The sequence below is a fragment of the Nostoc parmelioides FACHB-3921 genome (assembly GCF_014696625.1).
In the GTDB taxonomy this organism is placed as follows: Bacteria; Cyanobacteriota; Cyanobacteriia; order Cyanobacteriales; family Nostocaceae; genus Trichormus; species Trichormus parmelioides.
The window spans coordinates 1-23,093 of sequence record NZ_JACJQL010000058.1 but is presented as its reverse complement, the minus strand read 5'-3'; the positions used below and the strand labels follow the sequence as shown (position 1 = coordinate 23,093).

Sequence of the window (23,093 nt, the reverse complement as noted above, 5' to 3'; positions counted from 1 at the left end):
TCGAAACAGCTTTCAACTATTGACTATTAACTAAATTTTACTCTGCCCAGTGTTTTGCCCAAGCAAGAGTTTGATGGACTTGTTCCAGGGTAGAGGCTTCGCAGTAAAGGCGTAATACTGGTTCTGTCCCACTAAAGCGAATCATTAACCAGCTATTATCTGCTAGGCGGAATTTGTAGCCGTCGGTGGTGTTGCAGTCAATTACTGCTTTACCTGCAATTTCAGTTAGGGGCTGACTTTGTAGTTGTTGTAAAAGACGCGCTCTTACGTCCATGCTAGCTAGGGGTAAATCGATGCGATCGTACGCAGAAGAAAAGCCTGTTTGTTCTTGCAATTGACGGTAATAATCGCCTAAATCTAACCCAGATTCAACGATCGCCTCTAAGACATACAATGCTGATAGTAAAGCGTCCCGTTCTGGTATGTGGCTACCGTAACCAATTCCCCCCGATTCTTCACCACCTAACAGCACTGGCGCGGCTAACATTCTGTCAGCTATGTATTTATAACCAACGGCTGTTTCAAATATTGATAAGTTATGTAAGGCTGCTACCTTAGGAATTAAATCAGAACCACTGACAGTTTTGACAATTTCCCCTGTAAAGTTGCGTCTTTGAGTCAAGTGGTCAATTAAGATGGGGATTAAAATTTGGGAACTTAAAAAGTTAGCGTTTCCATCTACAGCAGCGATGCGATCGCAGTCACCATCAAATACTAATCCTACAGATAAACTAGATGGATTGGTTTCTCGGTGCTTGCGGATAGTCTCAAATAACATAGAAAGGTATTTGGGCAAGGGTTCCGGCGCGCCACCACCAAATAAAGGATCGCGATCGCTATTTATTTCCTGTACCCGTTCGCCTAATAATCGCCCCAACCCTGTTGCTGCTGCGCCGTGCATCACATCAGCAAATAGGGTAAGTTCACCAGAGGCGATCGCTTTGCGAATTTTAGCAATATCAACTTTGCCTTCTAAACCCTGAGTATAACTAGGCCAAGGGTCAAATTTTTCTAACTTACCAGGAGTAGCGGCGAGTGGTACTCCTGTTGATAATAATGCTTCTATATCTTTTGTAACTTCTGGCGATACCGAACCACCAAAATAACCTTTAACTTTTAATCCTAAATAAGCCCCTGGATTATGACTAGCTGTAATAACTAGCGCCCCCAAAGCATTGAGTTCTTTTGCAGCCCAACTAAATGCAGGGGTTGGTGCATAGCCTTCACTGAGCAAAACGTCAAATCCGACAGCAGTGACCGCATCAGCGACAGCACGGGCAAAATCTTCTGCCATAAATCGGCGATCGTAACCGACAATAATTGTTCGGCTACCCACCGTCGAGCAATAAGTATCATATAATACTTTTGCGGCAACTGGCGCGACTAAAGCTAGGCGTTCAAAAGTGAACTCATCACCAATCACACCCCGCCACCCGTCTGTACCAAATTTGATAGAGCTAGCTATAACTGGCATTAGATTATCCTCCCTGATACACCTGAGGATTCTAGCATTTGTACAGTCACCCAAGTAACAAAAAAGGCAGAATCCAGGAAGCAATTGCGGAGGAGTACATATGTATGCACTGACGTTGCAGTGTGACGTCTTTTATTTGTTAATAAATATTAATAATCCTTAATGGAATACTATTAAGGACTGATAGCCGTAGTTTATCAATGGCTAACAATTATGGTTTCCCGTTAAAAATCATCTAGATATTGACTTAAGCGACTAATAACGGGGTCAACTTCTTCTGTTGGCTCAACAGTATAATTAGCAGGGTTCACTACATCTACGGCTGGTACTGACTGGGGTGGTGAGTAAACCACAGGTCGCTCTGTCACCATAATTGCAAGATGCGCCAGTTGTTGCGTCAACTGCAAAATCTGGCGCTCAAGTGATTCCAAGCGATTAGATTCCTTGGCAAAAAAACGTTCCTCAAGGTCAGCTAGTTGACGTTGCAGTTCATCGATTTTTTGTTCAACCGGCTCTGCTGTAGTTGTTCTGAGAGCTGGTTTTACAGATTCCGGTACGCATAGAGCTTGCCATAAAGCTTCTTTGCAGAGGTCGCTAAAGGTCTTTTCTGGTTGTTTTTCTAGATAGTTTTCTACAACCGCCAACAAGCTTTCATCAGCGACCTCTGGGTTGAACGTAACCGATTTAACTACTTTTTTTGACCATTGGAACATTCGTTTTAAGCCCTAGCAGCACGATTGGAGGATAATTGGGCCTCTCCATAAATATACTGCCCCAAGGCGTTCGCTTGTCTAGAAGGAGCAGCTAAGTGGGCGTTAATCTGGGCATCTTTAAGTAGACGTTGTACATCTTCCCAGAAAAATTCGCCACCACCGCCAGTGATAATCACATCGGTGACTCGTTCTGGCAACCAAGCCAACACACGACTGCAAATTTCTCGTGAAAATTGCTCTATCAGGTTGGGCAGAAAATCATCTAGGTTGGTTGGTTTACTAGCGCCTTTAGGACGATAAAAGCGTTCACCTTTGGGTTTGTTGACAGCAGAGATTAAAGCTAAAGATTGACTATCTGCACCATCAATTTCAGCAGCTACTAGTTCATAGAACTTGTTCATGCCAAAATCTTCACTTTTAGAAGCACCGCGTGCAAAGCGGAAATTATCCACCATCAATAAATCGATGGTTTGATGCCCAATATCAACAATTGCTGTGGAGATTTTTGTAAAATCGGGGCTAGCACCACCTTTTTTGGGTTGAGCCTCCGACCAGAGAAGACTACCATAGCCTTCTGGCATTACCCAAACCTTGGTGATGTTCAAAGATACGGATTCACCTCGAAAATTGAGAACGTGAGGCCCGGTAACTTGGCTGGTTAATTGTGCTTTTTCTCGTTCAAATTGCTCCAATGAGAGAAAAGGTAGACCAAGTACAACAGAAATGTCATCTTTGAGTTTGAAGTAGCCGGCACTTGCCAGTACTTTAATTAGTGCATCCTCTACTTTAGATTGACCGACTCCCAAATTAGCCCCAAAGTCTGCTGCTAATTGACCAACGGCATAACCTTTGCCTTGATATTCCAACCACAAGTCCATTAATGGGTCGGTAGCACGGGCTTCAAAAACGCCCCCACGTACTTGCTCTATGGACATTTGCTTAACATTGGCGGGTACGAACACAACGTTATTGGGTTCGCGGCTGACACAGGTTTTTGTGGAAGTTCTGCCTAAGTCAACGCTGAGAATTGATTTGCTCGAACCATTATTTGGTTTGTTGGCCGGAGCGGCATTGATTGGGGTAGATGCTGACACTCTGTTTAAAGGGATGGCAGCAGCATTCATTGGAGTAGCGGCGGAAGGTTGGTCTGTCATAAAATTCCTCGTGCTTACTTACCTGTAAAAAGTTATCATGCCCGTCGTACAAACATGGGGGATACCAGAATTTCTGAGTTTCGTCAAGTGTAGCTATGAATACGCCAAATTTTAAAATTTTAGTAAAATTTAGGCGATCGCTTTCTTCAGCATTATTTGGCATAGTGTAGGCGAATTTTTACCAGATGTAACCCCCAGTTGTAAACAAAAAAGAACTTTGCTTCAAATTCTGGTGTTTCTACGCTTACGTTTGAGTACCCAGACTACAAACACCAGAACTAAAGCCCCTAGTACGATTTTGGATACAGGGGCAAGGTACTTATCCACAAGTTCATACTGACTACCTAAAAGATACCCTGAGTATGTTAACAAACCAACCCAGGCGGCGCTACCTAAAGTTGTATAAAATAAGAAAGGTAGCAAGGGCATATTGCTAATGCCTGCTGGTACGGAAATTAAAGTCCGAACTCCCGGAATCAGACGACCAATTAAAACAGCCTTGTTACCTTGGGAGTCAAACCAGTGTTTTGCTTTGGTGATATCTTTGCTAGATACACTAATCCACTTGCCATATTTATCTGCTAAATCTCGTAAACGCCTTTCACCTAAAAACTTCCCTGGATAATACCAGATAAGTGCGCCAATTGTGGAACCTAAAAGTCCAGCAATAAACACACCTACGATGTTCAACCTTGAACCTGGCAAGTTGGCTGTGTAACCTGCCAATGGCATGATTAATTCTGAAGGAATCGGCGGAAACAGATTCTCCACAAACATTAAAATACCAATTCCCCAATAACCAAGGGATTCAATAATATTTTTGATCCAGTCGGATGACATTTTTTAGGATGGTTGTACAGTTTTCGTTGCTAAGTTTAACTCTAGTGTTAGTAAAACTTAATAATTTTCGTTTCTTGAGGCAACAAATAAAGGTCTGGGGAGTAACCATGTACTGATGAGTTTAGGTTTTCCGCATCGGTGAAAACAGTTAACAGTTACTTGGTCAATATGTAGGATTATTGATTTGTGATTTCTGCCATGATTTTTGCTCAAGGATTATAACTACGAGCCAACCATCCTAACAGTCTAACCATTGAAGTTTTAATTTTTTTAGCTGTGGCAACAGCATGATTTTATTGTCTAGGCTTATTATGCACGTGAAAATACATTTAAATATATTCTTGTGCTATCGACAATTGAAGGAGTCTGGTCAAGCTAAAAAGCAGAGAGGGAAGACCTAAACTAAGTATTCGCCTCTGCTCCCTCGCCTCATCTATACGCTTTGAGTCAGTGATTGTACTCTTGATTCTGATTGCCAGTCTAACGGGTTCCACACCCGTTCTTCTAAAGCCATTTGCTCAATTAAACTTGCTAATCTGAGAGCTTTAAGAGCTTGTTCACCTCCCACAGAAGGCTGATTTCCACCGTGTACGCAGTTGACAAAATGCTCAAGTTCTGCGCTCAAGGGTTGAATGTTAGTGGTATAAACTTTCTCGATTAAACCATCTTGCCTGTAATGGCGATGGTCATTGACTGAGCTAGCGGAAGTTTGACGATGTATCAAAATTTCGTTTTTGAGAAAGTCTGCTTCAGTGAAAGAGTTTTTACAATGGGCAACTATGCGACGGATTTTTCTGTGAGTCACTTTGCTAGCAGTTAGAGTTGCCACGATCCCATTAGCAAACCCTAGAGTTGCAGTCACATAATCCAAATAACCAGAGTCTAAGGCGCGAGTTCCACTGGCAGTTAGTTTTGTTACTGGTGAGGCAGCCAGTTCTAGCAGTAAATCAATGTCATGGATCATTAAATCCAGCACTACTGAAACATCATTGGCGCGGTCTGAGTAAGGACTCATACGGTGAGCTTCTAGCGCGAGAACTTCTTCAGTTTTCATCACTTTGCTCAGTTCTCTAAAAGCTGGGTTGAAGCGCTCAATATGCCCAACTTGGAGGATACATTGAGACTCGGCGGCAGCGTTAACAAGGGATTCTGCTTCAGAAATACTAGCAGCGATCGGCTTTTCAATTAAAACGTGAATTCCCGCTAACAAACAATTGATGCCTACAGCATAGTGTAAGCGAGTGGGAACAGCTATGCACACGGCTTCTACATGGGGAAGCAGGTCACAGTAGTCTTCAAAAAACCGCACCTTGTATTTACTAGCGGTTTCTAGGCCTCGTTCGACGTTGATGTCGGAAACACCGACTAGTTCAACATCTTTCATTGAACTGAGTACACGGGTGTGATGTTGTCCCATGTTACCTACGCCGATTACGCCTACGCGAATCGGTCGTGGCTGGTTACGCTGTGTATGTGAATTTGGTTCTGCCACTGACATGCTATTTTGCACTATTGTTCTCTCCTCAACCACCAAACTTAGAGACGCTACGGCTGTTGGCTTTTATACTAAACAGCTAGTACAGCCAGTTATGATCCGTCTAAAACCATCCAGATGGTAACATAGAGGCCTTGTTTATGAAGAATTTCAAAGTTTGTAATCAGTTCCCATAATCTAGATGTCTTTTGTCGAGACATTTATAGATTTCTGGCTTTCGTGTGCTTTTAAAAACACATTTTATGTATTTTTATTTACGCATAATCACCCATGTATAATCTAAGTAGTTATTATCTACATCTTTTTAGGTAATCAAGTAGCTAGATGAGTAATCAATAATTTTATTGTTAGTAAAATCACTAATTAATATAAATAATACACGGAGATGAACAAATAAAAAAATATTTATGAAAAATTGTCTGAACAAATTTACTCAGATAATTTTTGCATAGTAATTGTCATTATTTGCAGATTTTGTTTTCTATTTTTATGGAAATAGGGAAATGGAGATAGAGCTTACGCAAGTTTCATAATCCAACTAACTTTAGGGTGCGTCAGACCCAATAAGTTCGTACAAATTCAGGAATTTTCCACATCTGACGCACCTTACTATTGTGCCAGTTGCTTAAGTCCTGGGAAAGTTAGGAGTTAAGACAATCTCAGCTAGGGATTTTGGGTTGGTGAACTACTAGCATGGTGATCGAGTAATTAACTATCCAAAATTTGGAACTTAAATGAAAGCTGTCATTTTATTATCTGGGGGATTAGACTCTTCCACAATTTTGTACCAAGCAAAAGCCGATGGTTGTGAATGTTATTCTATTTCTTTTGATTATCAGCAGCGACATCGCCGAGAACTGCACTCAGCTTTTTTGGTGGCGCAGACCGCAGAAATAGTACAACATCAAGTTGTCAATTTTGATCTCCGGCTTTGGGGTGGTTCAGCACTAACCGATGACAACATCGATTTACCGCAAGAACGCTCTCTGGATGCAATGTCACAAAATATTCCTGTTACTTACGTACCAGCGCGAAATACAATTTTTTTAAGTTTTGCTTTGGCTTATGCTGAAGCGATCGCCGCAGAAAGAGTTTACATTGGAGTCAATGCCTTAGATTATTCAGGATATCCTGACTGTCGTCCTGATTATATCGAGGCAATGCAGGAAGTTTTCCGCTTGGGAACCAAACAAGGACGGGAGGGTCAACCAATTGAAATTGTTGCCCCCTTAATTAATTTGAAAAAAACCGAAATCATTCAACTAGGTAACCAATTGGGTGTTCCCTGGAACTTAACTTGGTCATGTTATGCCGGTGGTGATGTTGCTTGTGGTGTATGTGATTCTTGCCGCTTACGCCTAGCAGCTTTTGCAGAATTGGGGTTAGAAGATCCGCTTCCTTATGCTTAAGGGGTATAGGGGTTTAAGGGTATAAGGGTGTAGGGAATGGCTGTGAAACCTGTTTTATCGGGACTAGCTTATATAGCTGTCGCCAGTAGTGTTAGGACATCAATAGATTATACAACCTAGACACAACAAGACTTTTCACCCAGTCCCCAATCCCCAGCTATAAAAAGTCCTTGATCTCTAACCCAAGCGCCGCAGTTGAATCTGATGCAGCCTCGGCCCGTCAACGGAGACTATTGTAAATTCGATGTTGTCATAGCAAAAAATCTCACCTTTTATCGGCATTTTTTGTAATTGATACAGCAAGAAGCCAGCTAGGGTTTGATATTGTTTTGTTAAGGGTAAATTCAGGTGTAAGACTTCGTTCAGGTCTTCTAAGTTAACCTGGGCTTGAACTAAAAATGTTGCCTGGTCTAACATTTGAATCAGCAAGTCTTCACTGCTTGAGGTTTCCCCAGCGTTGCCGATAATTTCCGCAATGACATCTTGAATCGTTACTAGACCCACAGTACCGCCAAATTCATCCACTACTATGACCATTGCTGGCTTTTCTTGCTGCATCATAGGTAATAGTTCACTAAGGGGGGTATGTTCCGGTACAAACCGCGCTGGACGCATCCAAGGTTGAATTTGTGTTTCTAGAGATAACTTGCCTACTGCTAGGGGGTTGGCTAAATCTCTAAAATAAACAATCCCGCGAATATCATCTAAAGATTCGCCAATCACTGGGTAACGTGAGTGTCCGCTAGCTGTCATTTGTTGGAGTAGGCTTTGGAAGCTAGCATCTTTGGATAGGGCGATAATGCCATTGCGAGGAATCATCACATCTTGTGCTGTGACATCACCAAACTCAAAGATGTTATTCAGCAGTTCTCTTTCTGCCGTTTGTAAACCAGTGGATTCTCTTTCTGTAGAGATAATTAACTGTAATTCTTCTGGTGTTACTGGTGGTCGCCAGCTTTGGCCTGTATATTCAACGCCAAATAGTCGCAGTAGGTAACTGGTAGATTGGTTTAGAATCCAGATAAAGGGACGGAAAAAACGTACGATCGCTTTTACCGCCGGCCCCAAAAAGCGCGATAGCTGTTCTGAGTACAGCATGGCGACTGATTTGGGACACAGTTCACCTAAAACGATTTGGAGATAGGCGATCAAGAAAAAGGCGATGGGAATTGACAGAGAATGAGCGACAAAATTATTCACATTGGCGGGTAATGGCCAGGATTTTATCCACCAGCGCATGACTACAGCAATGGAACTTTCACCAATCCAACCCACGGCTAAACTAGAGAGGGTGATGCCCAATTGGGTTGTTGATAGTACTCGATCAATGTTGCGCTGGAGTGACTCCACGGCGATCGCCTGAATATCCCCAGATTGAACTAATTGATGAATGCGCGATCGCCTAACAGTTACGATGGAAAACTCGGCTGTGACAAAAAAAGCATTAATTACAATCAGCAGCAGTACTGATAGCAACCGCAGCCCCACATCTGTCAAACTCAAATTAGAAAATTCATTCACCGCCAAAGTTTTTACAAAATTTATGATGCTGGGGGTTGGGTATTGGGGGTTGGGGACTGGGGACTGGGGATTGGGGACTGGGGATTAGGGATTGGGTACTGGGGATGGAATTTATCCCCTGCTTCCCCTGCTTTCCTTGCTTCCTCTGCTTCCCCTACTTCCTAGCCCCTATTCCCTACTTATCTACAGGAATATTTGTGACTTCTAGCTTCAGTTTTTGATCGGGATAATCTGTAAGCGCAAGAGATACTTTTTTAACATCATCAAGTAAAGCTGTAGGGATGCTGATTGTACCAGTAAACGCGGGGCCGTTAGCAGGTAAATCTGCTGGCAAACCTTCTGTACTAGCGCTGAGAGTTCTACCTTTGTCGTCGGTGACATCCAAAAAGCTATACAAAAAGCGGATAGAATCAGCGCCTTTGTTCTGCATTTTCACTTTTAGCAGTAGATCACCACCAGAGTAACGGGCAGATTGTACCGATAAAGATACGCCTTGATTTTCGGCACTAACGGGAAAACCTGGTTGGAGTTTTTCCGTTACGACTTCCGGGGGTTTTTCTTCTGGCTTCTGCTTCTTGCCGTTGATATCCTCTTCGTCTTCATCTAGTTTTTCGGATTTAGCAACTTTAGATTTGCCTTCGATACGGGACTTAACAATTTTTAATATATCTTCTTCTTTTAAGAAGGTTGTAGCGCCTGCTTGGGAGTTATTTGCTTTACTACTCGCAAACTTGCTGGTGGGGCGGCCATCTGGGGTTGTCACGCCTTTGAGGGCGGAACTTCCCAAATCAAATCCCAAAAATGCGCTCACAGAGCCTGCTCCTAACATTAGGAATAACAAAATCAAAGTAAGAAGTACAGTAGAATTTATTCTCATTGCTGACAAGCGATTGCAGAAGAATGCTGGTCTATATTAGCTGGTCTATGTTAAGAGTGTTGAAGCTGTATAGCTCAATGCTTAACATAACTCAATTAATGATAGTCCCCACTGTTCCATAATTAAATTATGTAGTATAAAAATCTAATAAATTATCTTAGAAGGTACACAAGCTTCACACTGTAGGATACAATTGGAACTTAACCAGGGTTGGCCGAGCGGTTGAGGCAGCGAACTCATAATTCGCCCAAGGCAGGTTCAACTCCTGCACCCTGGATTTTGTCAAAAGTCAATAGTCAAAAGTCAATAGGGGCTTGACTTTTAACTATCAGTTATGAATTTTGTTGAACTATCGGGGTAGTGCCGTTTCAAACCGGAATTCTGTCCCCATCCTCAACTTGTTGGCGTTCATTTGCGGTGACATGAGTAACGATGTACCGTAGGGATTTGGTAAATCTGGTGTCCGCAGATAGGGATCATTCATTGATTGTTGAACAAGGGCATCTCGGTAGAGTGTGTTAACTAATTCGGCATCGCGGGCGATTTCATTTTCTGGGAAGGAATTGCGAAAACCAGAACCAGAACCAAAAAATGCGTCTAACTGGCGTTTGGGGGTAAGATTTTCGTAAAAGTTGCGATCGTGACGAAAATAAGCTCGCTCAAACACATCATTTGTGCTTTCATAGTTGGGGGCTGCTGTTTCGGCAGTCGCCACAGCAGGAAAAGCTATAGCCGTAGATAATAGCACTAAAAAACCACTGAGGGGTCTAAATTTTATACCCATCTTTTTTACTCCTCAATTTTTGGGCAAATCTTCATTTATGCTTAATTTCAGAACTCCCATGAGTTCAACCTTTGGTGTAGCACAACTTTTACTGTTTTGTAATGACGTATTCTACTGAAAGCCTTACCCAGTCAGATATTTGGGCAGCCACTGCTGATGTATCTACTCTGCGCCAAAAACTGCTGGATTTACTTTGTCAACTCGCTTATCAAGAGGGTGATTTCGTTCTCTCTTCTGGACAACCCAGTTCTTACTATATAAATGGCAAACAGGTGACATTGCACCCCCAAGGTGCTTTGGCAATCGGTCGCATTCTTTTATCACTGTTACCTTCAGATACTCAAGCGGTAGCTGGTTTAACACTGGGGGCTGATCCAATTGTGACAGCTGTGAGTGTGGTTTCTGCTTATGAAAATCGACCGATACCAGCTTTGATTATTCGCAAAGAAGCTAAAGGTCATGGAACTAAGGCTTATATTGAAGGCCCCAATTTACCAGAGGGTGCAAAGGTGGTGGTTTTGGAAGATGTGGTGACGACTGGACAATCTGCTATGAAAGCTGTCGACCGACTGAGGGCGGCTGGTTACGTTGTTGATGAGGTCATTTCATTAGTGGATAGACAGCAAGGGGGGGCTGAATTTTATCAGTCGGTTGGTTTGAAGTTTGAGGCAGTGTTTACAATTATTGATCTTCAGCAGAGGTATCAGGAACTAGGTAATTAGTGGAGTATGGATGAGTGACACGCCTGATTTACTTTCCTGTCTCCTCCACTATTAGTTTCATTTCCGCAGTCCGTCCAAATTCTTCTGGTGCATATTGCAGGTGAACTTCCGCACCAGGCCAGGAAAAAGTTCCAGGGGTAACAGAACGTACCAAATAATGGAGGCTGTAAACTCCTGGTTCTAGGTGGTCGGCATAGGCGATAATGCGATCGCTATAGATATTCCTAAAACCAAGTTCCCAACTATCGGCTTTTGCTTGTAATGCGGTGGTGGTGGTTTGGAAACTTGCATCAACGGCTTCTAAAGCTGCTGGTAAGGGGTCTTTAATTACCAGATGATCTACGGGGCGATCGGCGATGATTTCTAAACCAATATCAAACACTTGTCCGGGGGCTAAAGTCAAGGGTTGATCGAGGGCGTAAATACCTGTTTTTCTTAAAATTTTCTCTGCATTTACTTGACTTATTTCTCGTGTTATGCGTAATCCGTTAAAGCGTCCTGGTTGATTTCCTTGCAAGCGATAATTATAAGCAACCAAGTAGTGTAGAGTCCCATTACCTGATTTTTGCAGGGTTAAATCATGACGGCCACGGGGTAATTGATTCATCGGTACACTTAACTGGAGGCTGGGATTTTCATAGCCTGCAAAGCGATTTTCTCCTAACTTCTTCCCAGCCAACTGCACTGTGGCGACAAAATTAGGTGGCGTGGGTTGTAGTTGACTATATTCTACTAATGCTGTTAGTGCTTGGGCATTGTTATAGTCAGTTTGCCATGTACCATCCCGGCGTAGTGCAAGCAGACTTTGGAGTAATTTATCTATTAGTTTTGGTTGGCTTTGTTTGGCGATAAATAAGCGTAAAGCTTGGGCTTGTGCTGCTGTTGGTGAACTCATCCATCCCCAACTAGGTGGTAAGCTAATAACTGCTGTACGTCCGGTTTCATATATGTTTTGTTGCAGCTTGTTTACCAATTGCTGAGATTCATCTTGCCATTCGGGGAATTGAGATAAGTATCGCGCTAGTTTAATTTGAGTTACTAAATCAAATTTGTTACGTTGTTCATAAATATCTGTCAGAAATGTGTTGCGTTTATCTCCCAGTTCTGATAATGCTATTAAAGCATTAAGTTGTAGTTGCCTTTTACATAGTTGCTGTTTGCAAAAATCATATTCTCCTGGGTTGGCAAGAACTTTTTGCAAATAGGTTTTGAGGCGAGATAGCATTCCCGTATCAACTAAATTGGGGAAGGCTTGACTGGCTTTTACTAAAGATTCAGCAGTATAAGCAGAAACCCAAGGGTCTGATTTTTCTTGTCCAGGGAAAGCCGCAAAACCACCATCGGAGATTTGTAGTTTTTGCAATTTTTCAACTGCTAAATTTGCCTGTTGGCTAGAATTAAATTCAGCAAATGTTTGAGCATATTTTTGGGTAAGAGTTTGTAAATTTGTCGCAATGATTAATTGACTCGCAGATGGTTCTGTGAATGGCAAATCATTATCTGTTAATACTTGTTTTGCTGGTGCTTTAATTTCGGGAATCAAAGTACTCGCCAATTGAATATCTAAACCGCCGGCTTCGGGAAAGGTATTTTTATCAACATTTAAGGGAATCTTGATTTGTTTTTGGCTGACACCAGTCTCAACCACTTGTTCAGTAATTTCCAATGGCTTGACTTGCAAAGGTAATTCAAAAGCATCGGCTGTACCATTTAGTTGAGTGGTGAAGCGCACTTTACCAATTCCCACACTATCCGCCACCATTGGGAAGCGATAGGCTTGAGTTACAGATTCAGCTTGGGTTTGCAAAGTAGTAGTTGTAGGATTTTTGCTGTTAAACTTCACAGTCCCGCTAAGTTCACCGTTAATTGAGAGATTCCCTCGATTTCCGGTGTTATTAGTTACAGATAAACCAGCGAGGATGCGATCGCCTGGACGGACAAATTGTGGCAAAATGGCATTAGTTAGTAGTGGTTTGGTGGTGATAAACGTCGCGTCCCCATTGCCAAAACGCAGGTTTCCATCTGTAGCCACAGCCATCACACGCCAGGTAGTCAAATCATCCGGTAATTTGAAGGTTATCTGTGCATTCCCATTAGCATCGGTCAATACAGAACCGTTATAGTAAGCGATGGGTTGAAAGTCGGTGCGGGTGCGTGTATTGGCTGCGCCTGTGGAGAAACCACCGCCGTAACCCCAGCCTTTGGGTTTTGCGATATCTTGCGGTTGTAATATGACATCTGGACGGTTATCGGTGAAGCGGGTAGATATTGGCTGTTCTGCATAAACTGTATCTACTAAATTCGGCGGACGATAACCAGAAAGTTGCAGTACCGCCTCATTTACCACCATGACTGTCAACTGTCCTTTGGTGGGATTACCTTGATTGTCCTTCAGTTCCAGTTGGATTGTTTCTTCTGCACCGGGTTCTAGTGATGTTTGGACCGGCTTAACTTGCAGTTTTAAATACTTATCTTCCAAGTTAACTTTAAAAGGAGTAAAGCCAATTTTTACCAAGTTATCTAAACTTCCTACTTCCACTTGGTTAATAGGTTTACCCTGTCTAACTAACACAGCTTCAACGGCTGCATTTGGTAGCATTTCTGGCGTAACCTGAAACTGAATTTGTGGTGCGCTACCCTGTACTTTGGTAATTTGTTGATAAATGGGTTTATCTTTAATCACCGCAAAGTATAATTCTGCATCTGCATAGGGAGATTGAATTAAAGCTGTAGCAGTTTCACCAGCTTTATACTCTTTTTTATCTAACTTAACTTCTAAAACATCTTTATCCCGCGTACCCCAAAAGACTGCGTTTCCCCCAGTCACCCAAATTTGTGAATCTGTGGCACTTAATTCATTTTTGGCATCACTAAAATTAACTCTAATTCGATATGCACCAGATTCAGTTGGTGTCAAATTCACTGATTGCGGATTACTAGTAGATGTAATCTCTGTTTGGGCAACTGTTTTATATTCAATTTGATTTTTTGGTGTTTGGCTACCTTCTACCAATTGAGTGATGCTGCTGTATTTTATCTGTTGCAATTCCAGCCGGACTCGTTGATCTGCGATTGGTTTTCCTGTAGGGTCAGTAACAATCACTTCAATAGGAAACGCTTTGCCTGCATCAGCAATAAAATTACTTTTTAAGCCAATTAAACGATTACTTGGTAAGGCTGTAAAACTTTGGGAATTGGCTACAGAAAGATTGGAGACATCAGCAACTTGTACATCTACTCTATAAGTCATGGGATACGGTAAATCTTTAGCAACATTTACCATTTGGCTACTTTTACCATTAGCATCTAACTGAGAATTACTTTGCAATACATCACTAGATATAGTGGGGGCTTCTTCCGGCCAAAACCATTGGCGACCAAAAGTAAATTCTTCCCAACCTTTAGGGATAAAATTAGCTTGCTGACGAGTGATAAAATATTTCGCCTCTCCACCTTCTACAGGCGCACCGAATAAATAGTTACTTGAAGCGTTAATATCAACATCATCGCCAATGTAAGCAAATTCTTTATCTAATTTGACTTCAACCTTAAAATTAGGGGGTTTGAACTCAGCCACCCGAAATTCTCCAGAAATTTCCAGATTATTCTTACCTTTAGCTTGAATTGTGTAGTAGCCTAAGCTTTGAGTTTTATTGATGGGCATTTCTAAGGAAAACGTCCCAAACTCATTTGTAGTTTGTGTCCCTAAACTGGTCTTTTTCCCATCAGGATTTACCAACGTTATTTGGTAGTCAGCATTTTTATCTTGTTGGATTGCACCATTTTGTAAGTAATCAGCAAAACCAGTAAACCAAGCTTTTTCTCCTGGTTGATACAACTGTCTGTCTGAAAAAATTACTCCCCTTGATTCTGGTTTATTCCCTTGCCAACCTGCATCAATACCATATCCATAAACACCGCTATATTCTTCCGTCCTAGTAAATGCCCAATCTTCATTTTCGCGGGCAATTACTAATAATTCTGGTGATTTAATATAATTTTGGCTACCAGCAGTACATTGCTGTAATTCTGCACGATTAATTCTAAAAGTTCCATTTTCATCAGTTTTCCCTGTCGCACAAGGTACAGGTTCAGGACGAGATTTTACTTGTAATTTTGATTGATAAATTTCTATAACAGCCGCTTTTACTGGCGCACCATCGGTTAAATGATTCACCCGAATTAATCCCGATTCAGGAAACCATTGACTGAATACACCCAAATTTGTCAATTCCACCAAACCATAGGTCGTAGGTTCTCGCCACAACTCCTTACCATTTTCCTGATATTTATTAGTACGGGCTTGGACTCCATAAGCTAACATTCCCGTCTTAGCGTTGATTTTTTCTCGTAGAGGAACAGTTACATCAACTGACTGATTTTTCTTACCTGATACCTGGAAGCTTTGCCATTCAGCAGGTTTTGGTAATAAGTCATTACCATAGTTAAAATAAACTAAATCTGTTGGTTTAACTACTCGATAAGCCGCCTTATATTTAGATTCTGGTAAATTTACAGTACTAATATTTAACCGTAAATCTTGACCTGCGGGGAAAATATTCAAATCTGAGGGAACCCAGATATCCCCGGCTAAATCCCCAGTATCATATTTAAGTGAGACAGGTTTATCTAAAGTTTGTCCAAACTTATCTTTGAGATTTTCGCCGATAGTAATTGTATAAGTCTTAGCTGGTTCTAAGGCATAAGGATTAATCCCGATAATTCTATCTTCATCATTAACTTGCAATAGCCTAGAAATATCTTTTGATGCTGGGTTAATTTTAATATTGGCTTTAGCTGAATCGGCTACTAAAATATTATTAAATTCTAGCTGCGGACTACCTTTAATAAATCTTCCATAAGTTCCCCCAGCGTCTGGTTGTCCATAAAAGTTAATTTTTTTAAACGCCAAAGGTGAATAAGTAGATAACTTACTAGCAAATTCTTTTTCTGTAGCTAGGTTGCCATAGGCAGGACGTATTCCTGGAGAAAATACTAAACGATAACTGGTGGCTTTTTCCAGATTTTTTTGAGGTCTAAGATTATAAATCCAATTACGTGCTGAAGGGTCAAATTTCTTGAGAGGTTCTTCATTATTTAGAGTTTTTTCTTCCTTGTTTAAAGTTACTTGGAAACGCAAACCCTCCTTTTTACCTTCTGGGATTAGCTGTAAATGTTCTTGTAAAGAAGCTAAATCTAGTTCTACATTAGATGTAAATTGTAACTTTGGCTGTAAATCAATGGGTTCAGCATCAGCTTTCTCCATTGGATTCACACCAGGTAAATTCGTTAAATCGATAGATTGAGTATTAAAAGTCCAGGATAAATCTTTGTTTAAACGATGATTTTTTAAATCTGCTAAACCTGCTTTGAGAGTAACTTGTAATCTTGTGGCTATTGGCAATGCTTTATCCGCTTGGAAACCTACCATGCGCGGTGTTAAAAAGCGAAATTGTCCCTGTAATGGCGGCCAAAGGGAAAACTTTTGTAATAACTGCTGTTGTTCTGGACTGTCTAGATTTTCAACTGGTATTAAAGCCTCTTTAAAACGAATACGGATTTGGTTCAGAGGTTGGGCTTCTCCAATGGGACTAATTTGTTCAATCCAGTCCGGTAATTTTGGCGGTGTGAGTGGGGAAACTGCTGGTAATGGTTCCCTACCTGAGTTGATACCAAAAAAATTACATCCCCCTATTCCTAACACCAACGTTAGAACAATAAAACACCGTATACAGACTCTAATAATCATATTTTTATAAATTTAAGATTAAAAATTACAGCAACTAGTCTCATCCCATCTCTGTTAAACTCCGCGCCAACCCCCCTTCTCTACGAGAGGCTGCGCCAACGGGTTCACCAGTCGTCTACGGAGGGAAACCCTCCTACAACGCTGGTTCACCGCACTCCTTCGCATTTAAAAATCAAAATTTATTTACATAGATAACCAATCAAAAGCAGTAATTCCAAAAAACAACTACAATTCTTAACTATGAATTATTTTTTAACTGATTATTAAGGAATTGACATATTCACTGTTGTAGATATCATCGCCACGGCAAAATTAAAGTCAAGTCTCTTAAACAGGGTACTCCCTGATGCAATTCATATCTCTATCGCTTACCAGAATGCGGCACAGTAGTAAGGTGATGATAGCTGTGCTGCTAATATGCCTATTAATCCGCTTATTACCTCATTTTGCGCCGATTCATGCTGTAGATATTGCCCAGAATCAACTAGCAATGCAATTTAGCGATCGCAATGGGCTACCATTAGGAACGATACTCACCCGTGACCAAGAGCATACATCAGTAGTACCCTTAAATCAGATTTCTCCCCAGTTTATCCAAGCGATTTTAGCTGCCGAAGATGGCAGTTTTTATCATCATGGGGCTTTGGATTTGCAAGCAATTGTCCGCGCCATCAAAGAAGCTATCCACGCCAAAAAAATTGTTTCCGGTGCTTCCACAATTACCATGCAGTTAGCGCGGATGTTAGAACCAGTCCCCCGCAACCTGTTAGGGAAAATGCAGGAGATTTGGTTAGCGTGGCGGTTAGCAGCTGGGATGAATAAAGATGAGATTCTCTCTGCATATATCAATCGCTTGCCAATGGGAGGGAATATATATGGTGTAGAAGCAGCAGCCCGGACTTATTTTTCCATACCAGCCAGTGAATTAAATCTTGCCCAAGCTAGTTTGTTAGCCGCTATTCCCAATAATCCCACCTACTTTAACCCTTATGAACATTGGGAACGACTGAAGCAACGACAAAAATATGTCCTCAATCGTATGCTACAGGAAGGCTATGTGAGCAAAGACATAGCCTATCGTACATCCTCAGAAAAAGTTGTGTTTCAGTCCAACCAACGAGGAATTATCGCCGCACCACATTTTTTATTTTGGTTAGCCAATCAAATTTCCCCTAGTCCTGCTGACACAAATCAATCAGTTATCCACACAACTATCAATCGTCCTTTGCAGCAATTCGTCGAAGCACAAGTACAGCAGATAATTTCTACTCTTTCCGCCAATAACGTTCATGATGCAGCCGCACTAGTAATTGACAACCACAGTGGGGAGGTTTTAGCTTACGTCGGTTCACCGGATTACTTTAATCAAGCCCAACTGGGACGCAACGACGGAGTGCAAGCACTACGTCAACCAGGTTCTACTCTGAAGCCTTTTGTCTATGAATTAGCCTTAGAAAAGCGGTTAATTCGCCCAAATACTATTTTGGCAGATGTGCCGACTCATTACGCCATCCCCGGCGCACAACTCTACAGCCCAACGGATTATACCGAAAACTTTCTTGGGCCAGTGCGGGTACGCATCGCTTTAGCCAATTCTCTCAATGTACCAGCAGTGCGTGTGTTGGAAAAAGTGGGTGTACCAACTTTCCTAGAACGTCTGCATCAACTGGGATTTGTCCATCTGAAGCAAACCCCAGAATACTATGGTTTAGGTTTAACCCTTGGTAGTGGTGAAGTCAGCCTCTGGGAACTAGCCCAAGCCTACCTAACGATAGCAAGACAAGGACAACCCACCCCCTTAATCACCACCCTTCCCCAGTCCCCAGTCCCCCATACCCAACCCCCAAACCCCACCATCTGGCAATTAATCACCAATATCCTCAGTGACACCCATGCTCGTGCTACAGCTTTCGGTGTAGATTCAGTATTAAACTTACCCTTCCCTGTGGCTGTGAAAACTGGTACATCTTCCAACTACCGTGACACTTGGACAGTCGGCTTTACCACTGATTACACCGTCGCTACCTGGGTAGGTAACTTCAATGGTGAACCCATGCGCCAAGTTTCCGGTGTCACAGGTGCAGCCCCCTTGTGGAATCGGATTATGCTACATCTGCATGAACATCAAGAACCAGCCAGTTTTCCCACTCCAGCAGGTCTATTGCAACTACCAATCTGTCCAGTTTCCGGGTTACGACCCACGCCAGACTGTACCTCAATAGTGCAAGAATATTTTTATCCCGAAGATAAAACTAGCTACGAACAAGACACTCAGTTTACTTTACCACCAGAATATAACGAGTGGTTAGCCAAGCAACAGCGATCGCAGTTTACCACCAGCAGCCTAAGAATTTTATCTCCCCATGAAGGCGATTTATTTTTAGTGTATCCAGGTGAAGCAGCACAACAAAAATTAGAATTCAAGTTAGTAGGAAATAAGTCTACACCTATAGAATGGTGGCTCAACGGTGAAAAGCTGAATACCCAATCAGCTAATTCTTTATTTTGGTCGCTGCGTCCTGGTAACTGGACTTTAGAGGCGAGAAGCGGTGAAATGAGCGATAAGGTAAAATTTCAGGTAAAACGGGCAAGTATTAAGCCCACACGTAGGGGTTTCTCGATTGGTAATTCTGGCGTTGCTGATTAGTGGGATGATTTTTGTCTCACGCATTCGCCCTTGGCGTTCCCGAAGGGTAGGCGCAAAGACGCAAAGAATCAATATTCTGCTTTGTACAAAAGTCCCAATTCATCCCGCATTTATGCAACGCCGTAATTCTTAACTGTGAAAGAAATTCCTAAAGCCTACCCCCTATTCTGAAAAATTTCCCCTGACGATACAAGTTACGTAGTTGTGCTGGTGCTACACCAAGTAAATAAGCGATAATCACGACTTGATTAATCAGCGTAGTTTGGAAAACTCCCCTCTGTAACCATCTCCGAGCAGAGGTTATTGCTGCTACACTCAAAATAGTAATTTTCCCGGCACGCTTTAAACGTCGCATGAGTTCAAAGTCTTCCATTATTGGCAATTCAGGAAAACATCCAACTTCCTGAAATAAAGCCTTTGTCATAAAAATTGCCTGATCTCCATAGGGCATTTGGAAAAAATGCGATCGCCAGTATACCCCTTTTTCTACCCAGCGCAAACCTGCCAAGTCTGCATCTATCCGCAAAGCAAACGCGCCCGCTACTACTCCAGGCTGTCGTAAGGCTGCGCGAATCATTTCATCAAAACCAACAGGTAAACGCGTATCTGCATGGAGAAACAACAAAATTTCGCCAGTAGCCAGCGCCGCACCTGTGTTCATTTGCACAGCCCGCCCAGGAGATGAGGAGATAACTTTTACACCTAAAGATTGAGCGATCGCCACTGTATCATCTTGTGAGCCGCCATCAACAACAATGACTTCTATATTTACGTTAGGTTGAGTAGTGGCAATAGCTTGTTGAATATTACCCGCTTCATTCAATGTCGGAATAATAATAGAAATTTTAATATTTTTCAAATTTTAACCAAATAAATAATAGCGTATTGTCCACAATATAAATAGTTTTGTCTCATATCAAAAATTAGAGACCGTCAACTTTTTTGATTGCGAATAACTTGTTGAAATTCAGCGACCGCATCATATTGATCAGGCATAGAAATATAATGTAATAACAAAGCCGGGTCTAAATTTGGCAAGAAACCACTTCTATTTACTTCTTCATAATCACCATTGTCTTGAAGACGAAATATGTTTATGGAATTAGATTTCCACAACCAAACTTCTGGCACTTTTTTGGGCTTGTATAACTCTTTTCTGTTAATAGTGCCACTAGTAACAATAATCTCCATCACAATATCAGGGACTGCTTTTTCTGTGCCGATGTTGTAAGATTCATCTGGTGTCCCAGAAGCATATCCCGATTCTTCCAGAGTGAATCCACCACGTCGGTAAAACCGGATACCCATCTCTCTCATGTAAGTTTCTAGCAGTAACCCAAAGTTACTTTTCACTTTTTCATGTTTATCACCTATGGGAGACATGATTTCTAACACTCCTGACAAATAAGTTAATTTGACATTATGGTTGTCTTGAAGATGTCCCTCGATACCTTTGAATTGCTCCCAAGAAACATCCTTGAGTGTTACTAATTTTTCTTCTGTGGGCTGGTCTATAAGTGGGATGCTCATAACAAGACTGCCTTAACAAGAATAATCTTACATTTACTAATTCTACTCTGGAAATGTAAGCTATTCTATCTAAGCAATTTTTTCATCTCTACTATGGCAACTATTAACGACAACTACCTCAAACTGAAAGCAGGCTACCTATTTCCCGAAATTGCGCGGCGGGTAAATGCCTTTGCCGAAGCCAACCCTGATGCTAAGATTATTCGCTTAGGTATTGGTGATGTCACCGAACCATTGCCAGAAGCTTGCCGGGCTGCGATGATTCAAGCAGTGGAAGAAATGGGCGATCGCTCTTCTTTTAAAGGTTACGGCCCAGAACAAGGTTATGCTTGGTTACGGGAGAAAATTGCCGCCCAAGATTTTCAAGCACGGGGTGCAGATGTAGACGCTTCCGAAATCTTCATTTCCGACGGCTCTAAGTGTGATACAGGCAACATTCTCGATATTTTTGGCGATAATAACATTATTGCTGTTACCGACCCAGTTTATCCCGTATATGTAGACACCAATGTCATGGCGGGACACACTGGTACTGCTAATGAGAAAGGCGAATTTGAGGGTCTGGTTTATTTACCTGTCACCGCAGAAAATAACTTCACCGCAGAAATTCCTTCCCAGAAAGTAGACTTAATTTATCTCTGCTTCCCCAACAATCCCACAGGTGCAACCGCCACCAAAGAACATCTCCAAGCGTGGGTAGACTATGCCAAAGCACATAACTCAATTATCTTCTTTGATGCTGCCTACGAATCCTATATTACCGACCCATCCCTACCCCATTCTATCTACGAAATTGAAGGAGCCAGAGAAGTAGCGATTGAGTTTCGTTCCTTCTCTAAGAATGCAGGTTTTACAGGTACTCGTTGCGCCTTAACCGTCGTACCCAAAACCTTGAAAGCCAAAGCCGCCGATGGTTCCGACGTGGAACTGTGGAAACTGTGGAATCGCCGCCAGTCCACCAAATTCAATGGTGTATCTTACATTGTGCAACGGGGAGCTGAAGCTGTCTACTCAGAAGCAGGACAAGCGCAAGTGAAAGCACTGGTTAGCTTCTACTTAGATAATGCCAAAATCATCCGCGAAAAACTTACAGCCGCCGGCTTATCAGTATATGGCGGTGTCAATGCACCTTACGTTTGGGTAAAAACACCCAATGGTCTTTCTAGTTGGGACTTCTTCGATAAGCTATTGCAAAGCGTCAACGTAGTCGGAACCCCTGGTTCTGGTTTCGGTGCAGCTGGTGAAGGCTACTTCCGCATTTCTGCATTTAACAGTCGAGAGAATGTGGAAGAAGCGATGCAGCGAATTACTGAGAAATTTAAACTCTAAGAATATAGAGCTGGGTAATTCCCACCCAGCTATTAAAATTTTAGGCGTTGGATATTTGCGGGATGAATTTAGACTTCTCGAAAAAGCTGAAAGTCGATTCTTTGCGCCTTTGCGCCTACCCTTCGGGAACGCCAAGGGCGAATGCGTGAGATAAAAATCATCCCATCAATCAGCAACGCCAAATTTTAAAATTAAGGACTGCCACACTCTTGTTTCAAATTGGTACTATTTTTATCTGTCTAGAGTGATGAAAGACCGCTAAAGTTCACTTTTAGCAATAGATTAGGACTTACGCAGTGTGACTAATTTTCTGGCTTTTTTGTCAATCGTCCATAGTCAATAGTCAAAATCAAGGTTTTTGGACTGTGGACTATTGACTATTGACAACCCTCAGAAGGGTTTTTTGGTTCAGTGCGTAAGTCCTAAATACTATTTGCCGTCGTGCCGACAAATGAACCGCCAATCTGCAACTGGGCATTTTGTCCAAAGATAATCCCTGCTGGATTGAGTAAGAATAAACTGGCAGATGGATTACCGACTATGCTAATGGTGCCATCAATATTAGACACATTCCCGCCAGTCACCCGACTAAATATAGTTGTAATATTTGATGTGTTGTTTAAATCAAACCGCGCCTCCATACCTTGAGGTACAGAGAAATCACGGAAGCTATGAAATAAATTACTACCTTCTTGTCTGCCGTTGAGAATCTCAATAATATTATTATTAATTGGATTCACAATAGACCTATCTTTAAAATAAATTTTATAGGAAAATAAACAGAGGAGCTAGAAAAGCGAGTATTAATAATGACAAGCCCCTTAAAAAGAATAGAATCATACCCAGAGG

Annotated in this window: 15 protein-coding genes, 1 tRNA gene and 1 pseudogene; 5 read left to right on the top strand and 12 right to left on the bottom strand. The window is 41.9% G+C overall.

Features of this window, described 5'->3' with window-relative positions:
- Nucleotides 1–37 precede the first annotated feature (37 nt).
- The 5 genes from H6G14_RS25675 to H6G14_RS25655 form a co-directional block, all read right to left on the bottom strand.
- Nucleotides 38–1,474, bottom strand: coding sequence for a phosphoglucomutase/phosphomannomutase family protein (locus tag H6G14_RS25675; protein WP_190570863.1), 1,437 nt, complete (start codon nucleotides 1,472–1,474; stop codon nucleotides 38–40).
- Between the two features lie 224 nt (nucleotides 1,475–1,698).
- Entirely contained in the window at nucleotides 1,699–2,187 is a 489-nt protein-coding gene (fcmC, locus tag H6G14_RS25670) for a filament morphology membrane protein FcmC (protein ID WP_190570860.1), read from the bottom strand.
- Nucleotides 2,188–2,192: 5 nt separating this feature from the next.
- Complete coding sequence (gene fcmB, locus H6G14_RS25665) at nucleotides 2,193–3,341, bottom strand: filament morphology actin-like protein FcmB (protein WP_190570858.1); 1,149 nt, start codon at nucleotides 3,339–3,341, stop codon at nucleotides 2,193–2,195.
- A 222-nt stretch (nucleotides 3,342–3,563) separates the two neighbouring features.
- Nucleotides 3,564–4,181 (bottom strand): DedA family protein, encoded by a 618-nt coding sequence (locus H6G14_RS25660; RefSeq protein ID WP_190570856.1) that lies wholly within the window; start codon nucleotides 4,179–4,181, stop codon nucleotides 3,564–3,566.
- Nucleotides 4,182–4,614: 433 nt separating this feature from the next.
- Complete coding sequence (locus H6G14_RS25655; protein WP_190570855.1) at nucleotides 4,615–5,691, bottom strand: Gfo/Idh/MocA family oxidoreductase; 1,077 nt, start codon at nucleotides 5,689–5,691, stop codon at nucleotides 4,615–4,617.
- A gap of 719 nt (nucleotides 5,692–6,410) precedes the next feature.
- Here H6G14_RS25655 and queC point away from each other — a divergent pair.
- Complete coding sequence (gene queC, locus H6G14_RS25650; RefSeq protein WP_190570852.1) at nucleotides 6,411–7,085, top strand: 7-cyano-7-deazaguanine synthase QueC; 675 nt, start codon at nucleotides 6,411–6,413, stop codon at nucleotides 7,083–7,085.
- Between the two features lie 177 nt (nucleotides 7,086–7,262).
- Here queC and H6G14_RS25645 read toward each other — a convergent pair whose 3' ends face one another.
- Both H6G14_RS25645 and H6G14_RS25640 read right to left on the bottom strand, forming a co-directional pair.
- Nucleotides 7,263–8,606 carry a CNNM domain-containing protein gene (locus H6G14_RS25645; protein ID WP_190570850.1) on the bottom strand — a complete coding sequence of 448 codons (1,344 nt, stop codon included), beginning with the start codon at nucleotides 8,604–8,606 and terminating at the stop codon, nucleotides 7,263–7,265.
- A 175-nt stretch (nucleotides 8,607–8,781) separates the two neighbouring features.
- Complete coding sequence (locus H6G14_RS25640) at nucleotides 8,782–9,483, bottom strand: hypothetical protein (protein WP_190570848.1); 702 nt, start codon at nucleotides 9,481–9,483, stop codon at nucleotides 8,782–8,784.
- A 204-nt stretch (nucleotides 9,484–9,687) separates the two neighbouring features.
- Between H6G14_RS25640 and H6G14_RS25635 the strand changes: the two genes are divergently transcribed.
- A tRNA-Ile gene (locus tag H6G14_RS25635) sits at nucleotides 9,688–9,760 on the top strand.
- A 72-nt stretch (nucleotides 9,761–9,832) separates the two neighbouring features.
- Here the strand turns inward: H6G14_RS25635 and H6G14_RS25630 are convergent.
- Nucleotides 9,833–10,267: a hypothetical protein gene (locus H6G14_RS25630; RefSeq protein ID WP_190570846.1), complete on the bottom strand. Its 435-nt coding sequence runs from the start codon at nucleotides 10,265–10,267 to the stop codon at nucleotides 9,833–9,835.
- Nucleotides 10,268–10,368: 101 nt separating this feature from the next.
- Here H6G14_RS25630 and pyrE point away from each other — a divergent pair, with 101 nt between their 5' ends.
- Nucleotides 10,369–10,989, top strand: a complete 621-nt coding sequence (pyrE, locus tag H6G14_RS25625) for an orotate phosphoribosyltransferase (RefSeq protein WP_190570844.1) — start codon at nucleotides 10,369–10,371, stop codon at nucleotides 10,987–10,989.
- 28 nt (nucleotides 10,990–11,017) lie between these two features.
- On the opposite strand, the gene H6G14_RS25620 is transcribed toward pyrE, so the two are convergent.
- Complete coding sequence (locus H6G14_RS25620; protein WP_190570842.1) at nucleotides 11,018–16,738, bottom strand: alpha-2-macroglobulin family protein; 5,721 nt, start codon at nucleotides 16,736–16,738, stop codon at nucleotides 11,018–11,020.
- Nucleotides 16,739–17,084: 346 nt separating this feature from the next.
- Between H6G14_RS25620 and pbpC the strand changes: the two genes are divergently transcribed.
- Nucleotides 17,085–19,385 carry a penicillin-binding protein 1C gene (pbpC, locus tag H6G14_RS25615; RefSeq protein WP_190570840.1) on the top strand — a complete coding sequence of 767 codons (2,301 nt, stop codon included), beginning with the start codon at nucleotides 17,085–17,087 and terminating at the stop codon, nucleotides 19,383–19,385.
- A gap of 148 nt (nucleotides 19,386–19,533) precedes the next feature.
- Here pbpC and H6G14_RS25610 read toward each other — a convergent pair whose 3' ends face one another.
- Together H6G14_RS25610 and H6G14_RS25605 are read right to left on the bottom strand one after the other, a co-directional pair.
- A complete protein-coding gene (locus H6G14_RS25610; protein ID WP_190570838.1) occupies nucleotides 19,534–20,244 on the bottom strand; it encodes a TIGR04283 family arsenosugar biosynthesis glycosyltransferase in 711 nt (236 codons plus the stop codon).
- A 74-nt stretch (nucleotides 20,245–20,318) separates the two neighbouring features.
- Complete coding sequence (locus H6G14_RS25605; protein WP_190570837.1) at nucleotides 20,319–20,915, bottom strand: Uma2 family endonuclease; 597 nt, start codon at nucleotides 20,913–20,915, stop codon at nucleotides 20,319–20,321.
- Between the two features lie 93 nt (nucleotides 20,916–21,008).
- Between H6G14_RS25605 and H6G14_RS25600 the strand changes: the two genes are divergently transcribed.
- Nucleotides 21,009–22,244, top strand: coding sequence for an LL-diaminopimelate aminotransferase (locus H6G14_RS25600; protein WP_190570835.1), 1,236 nt, complete (start codon nucleotides 21,009–21,011; stop codon nucleotides 22,242–22,244).
- A 425-nt stretch (nucleotides 22,245–22,669) separates the two neighbouring features.
- Here H6G14_RS25600 and H6G14_RS25595 read toward each other — a convergent pair.
- Nucleotides 22,670–22,990: pseudogene (locus tag H6G14_RS25595) on the bottom strand (two-partner secretion domain-containing protein); the annotation flags it as partial.
- Nucleotides 22,991–23,093: the final 103 nt, after the last annotated feature.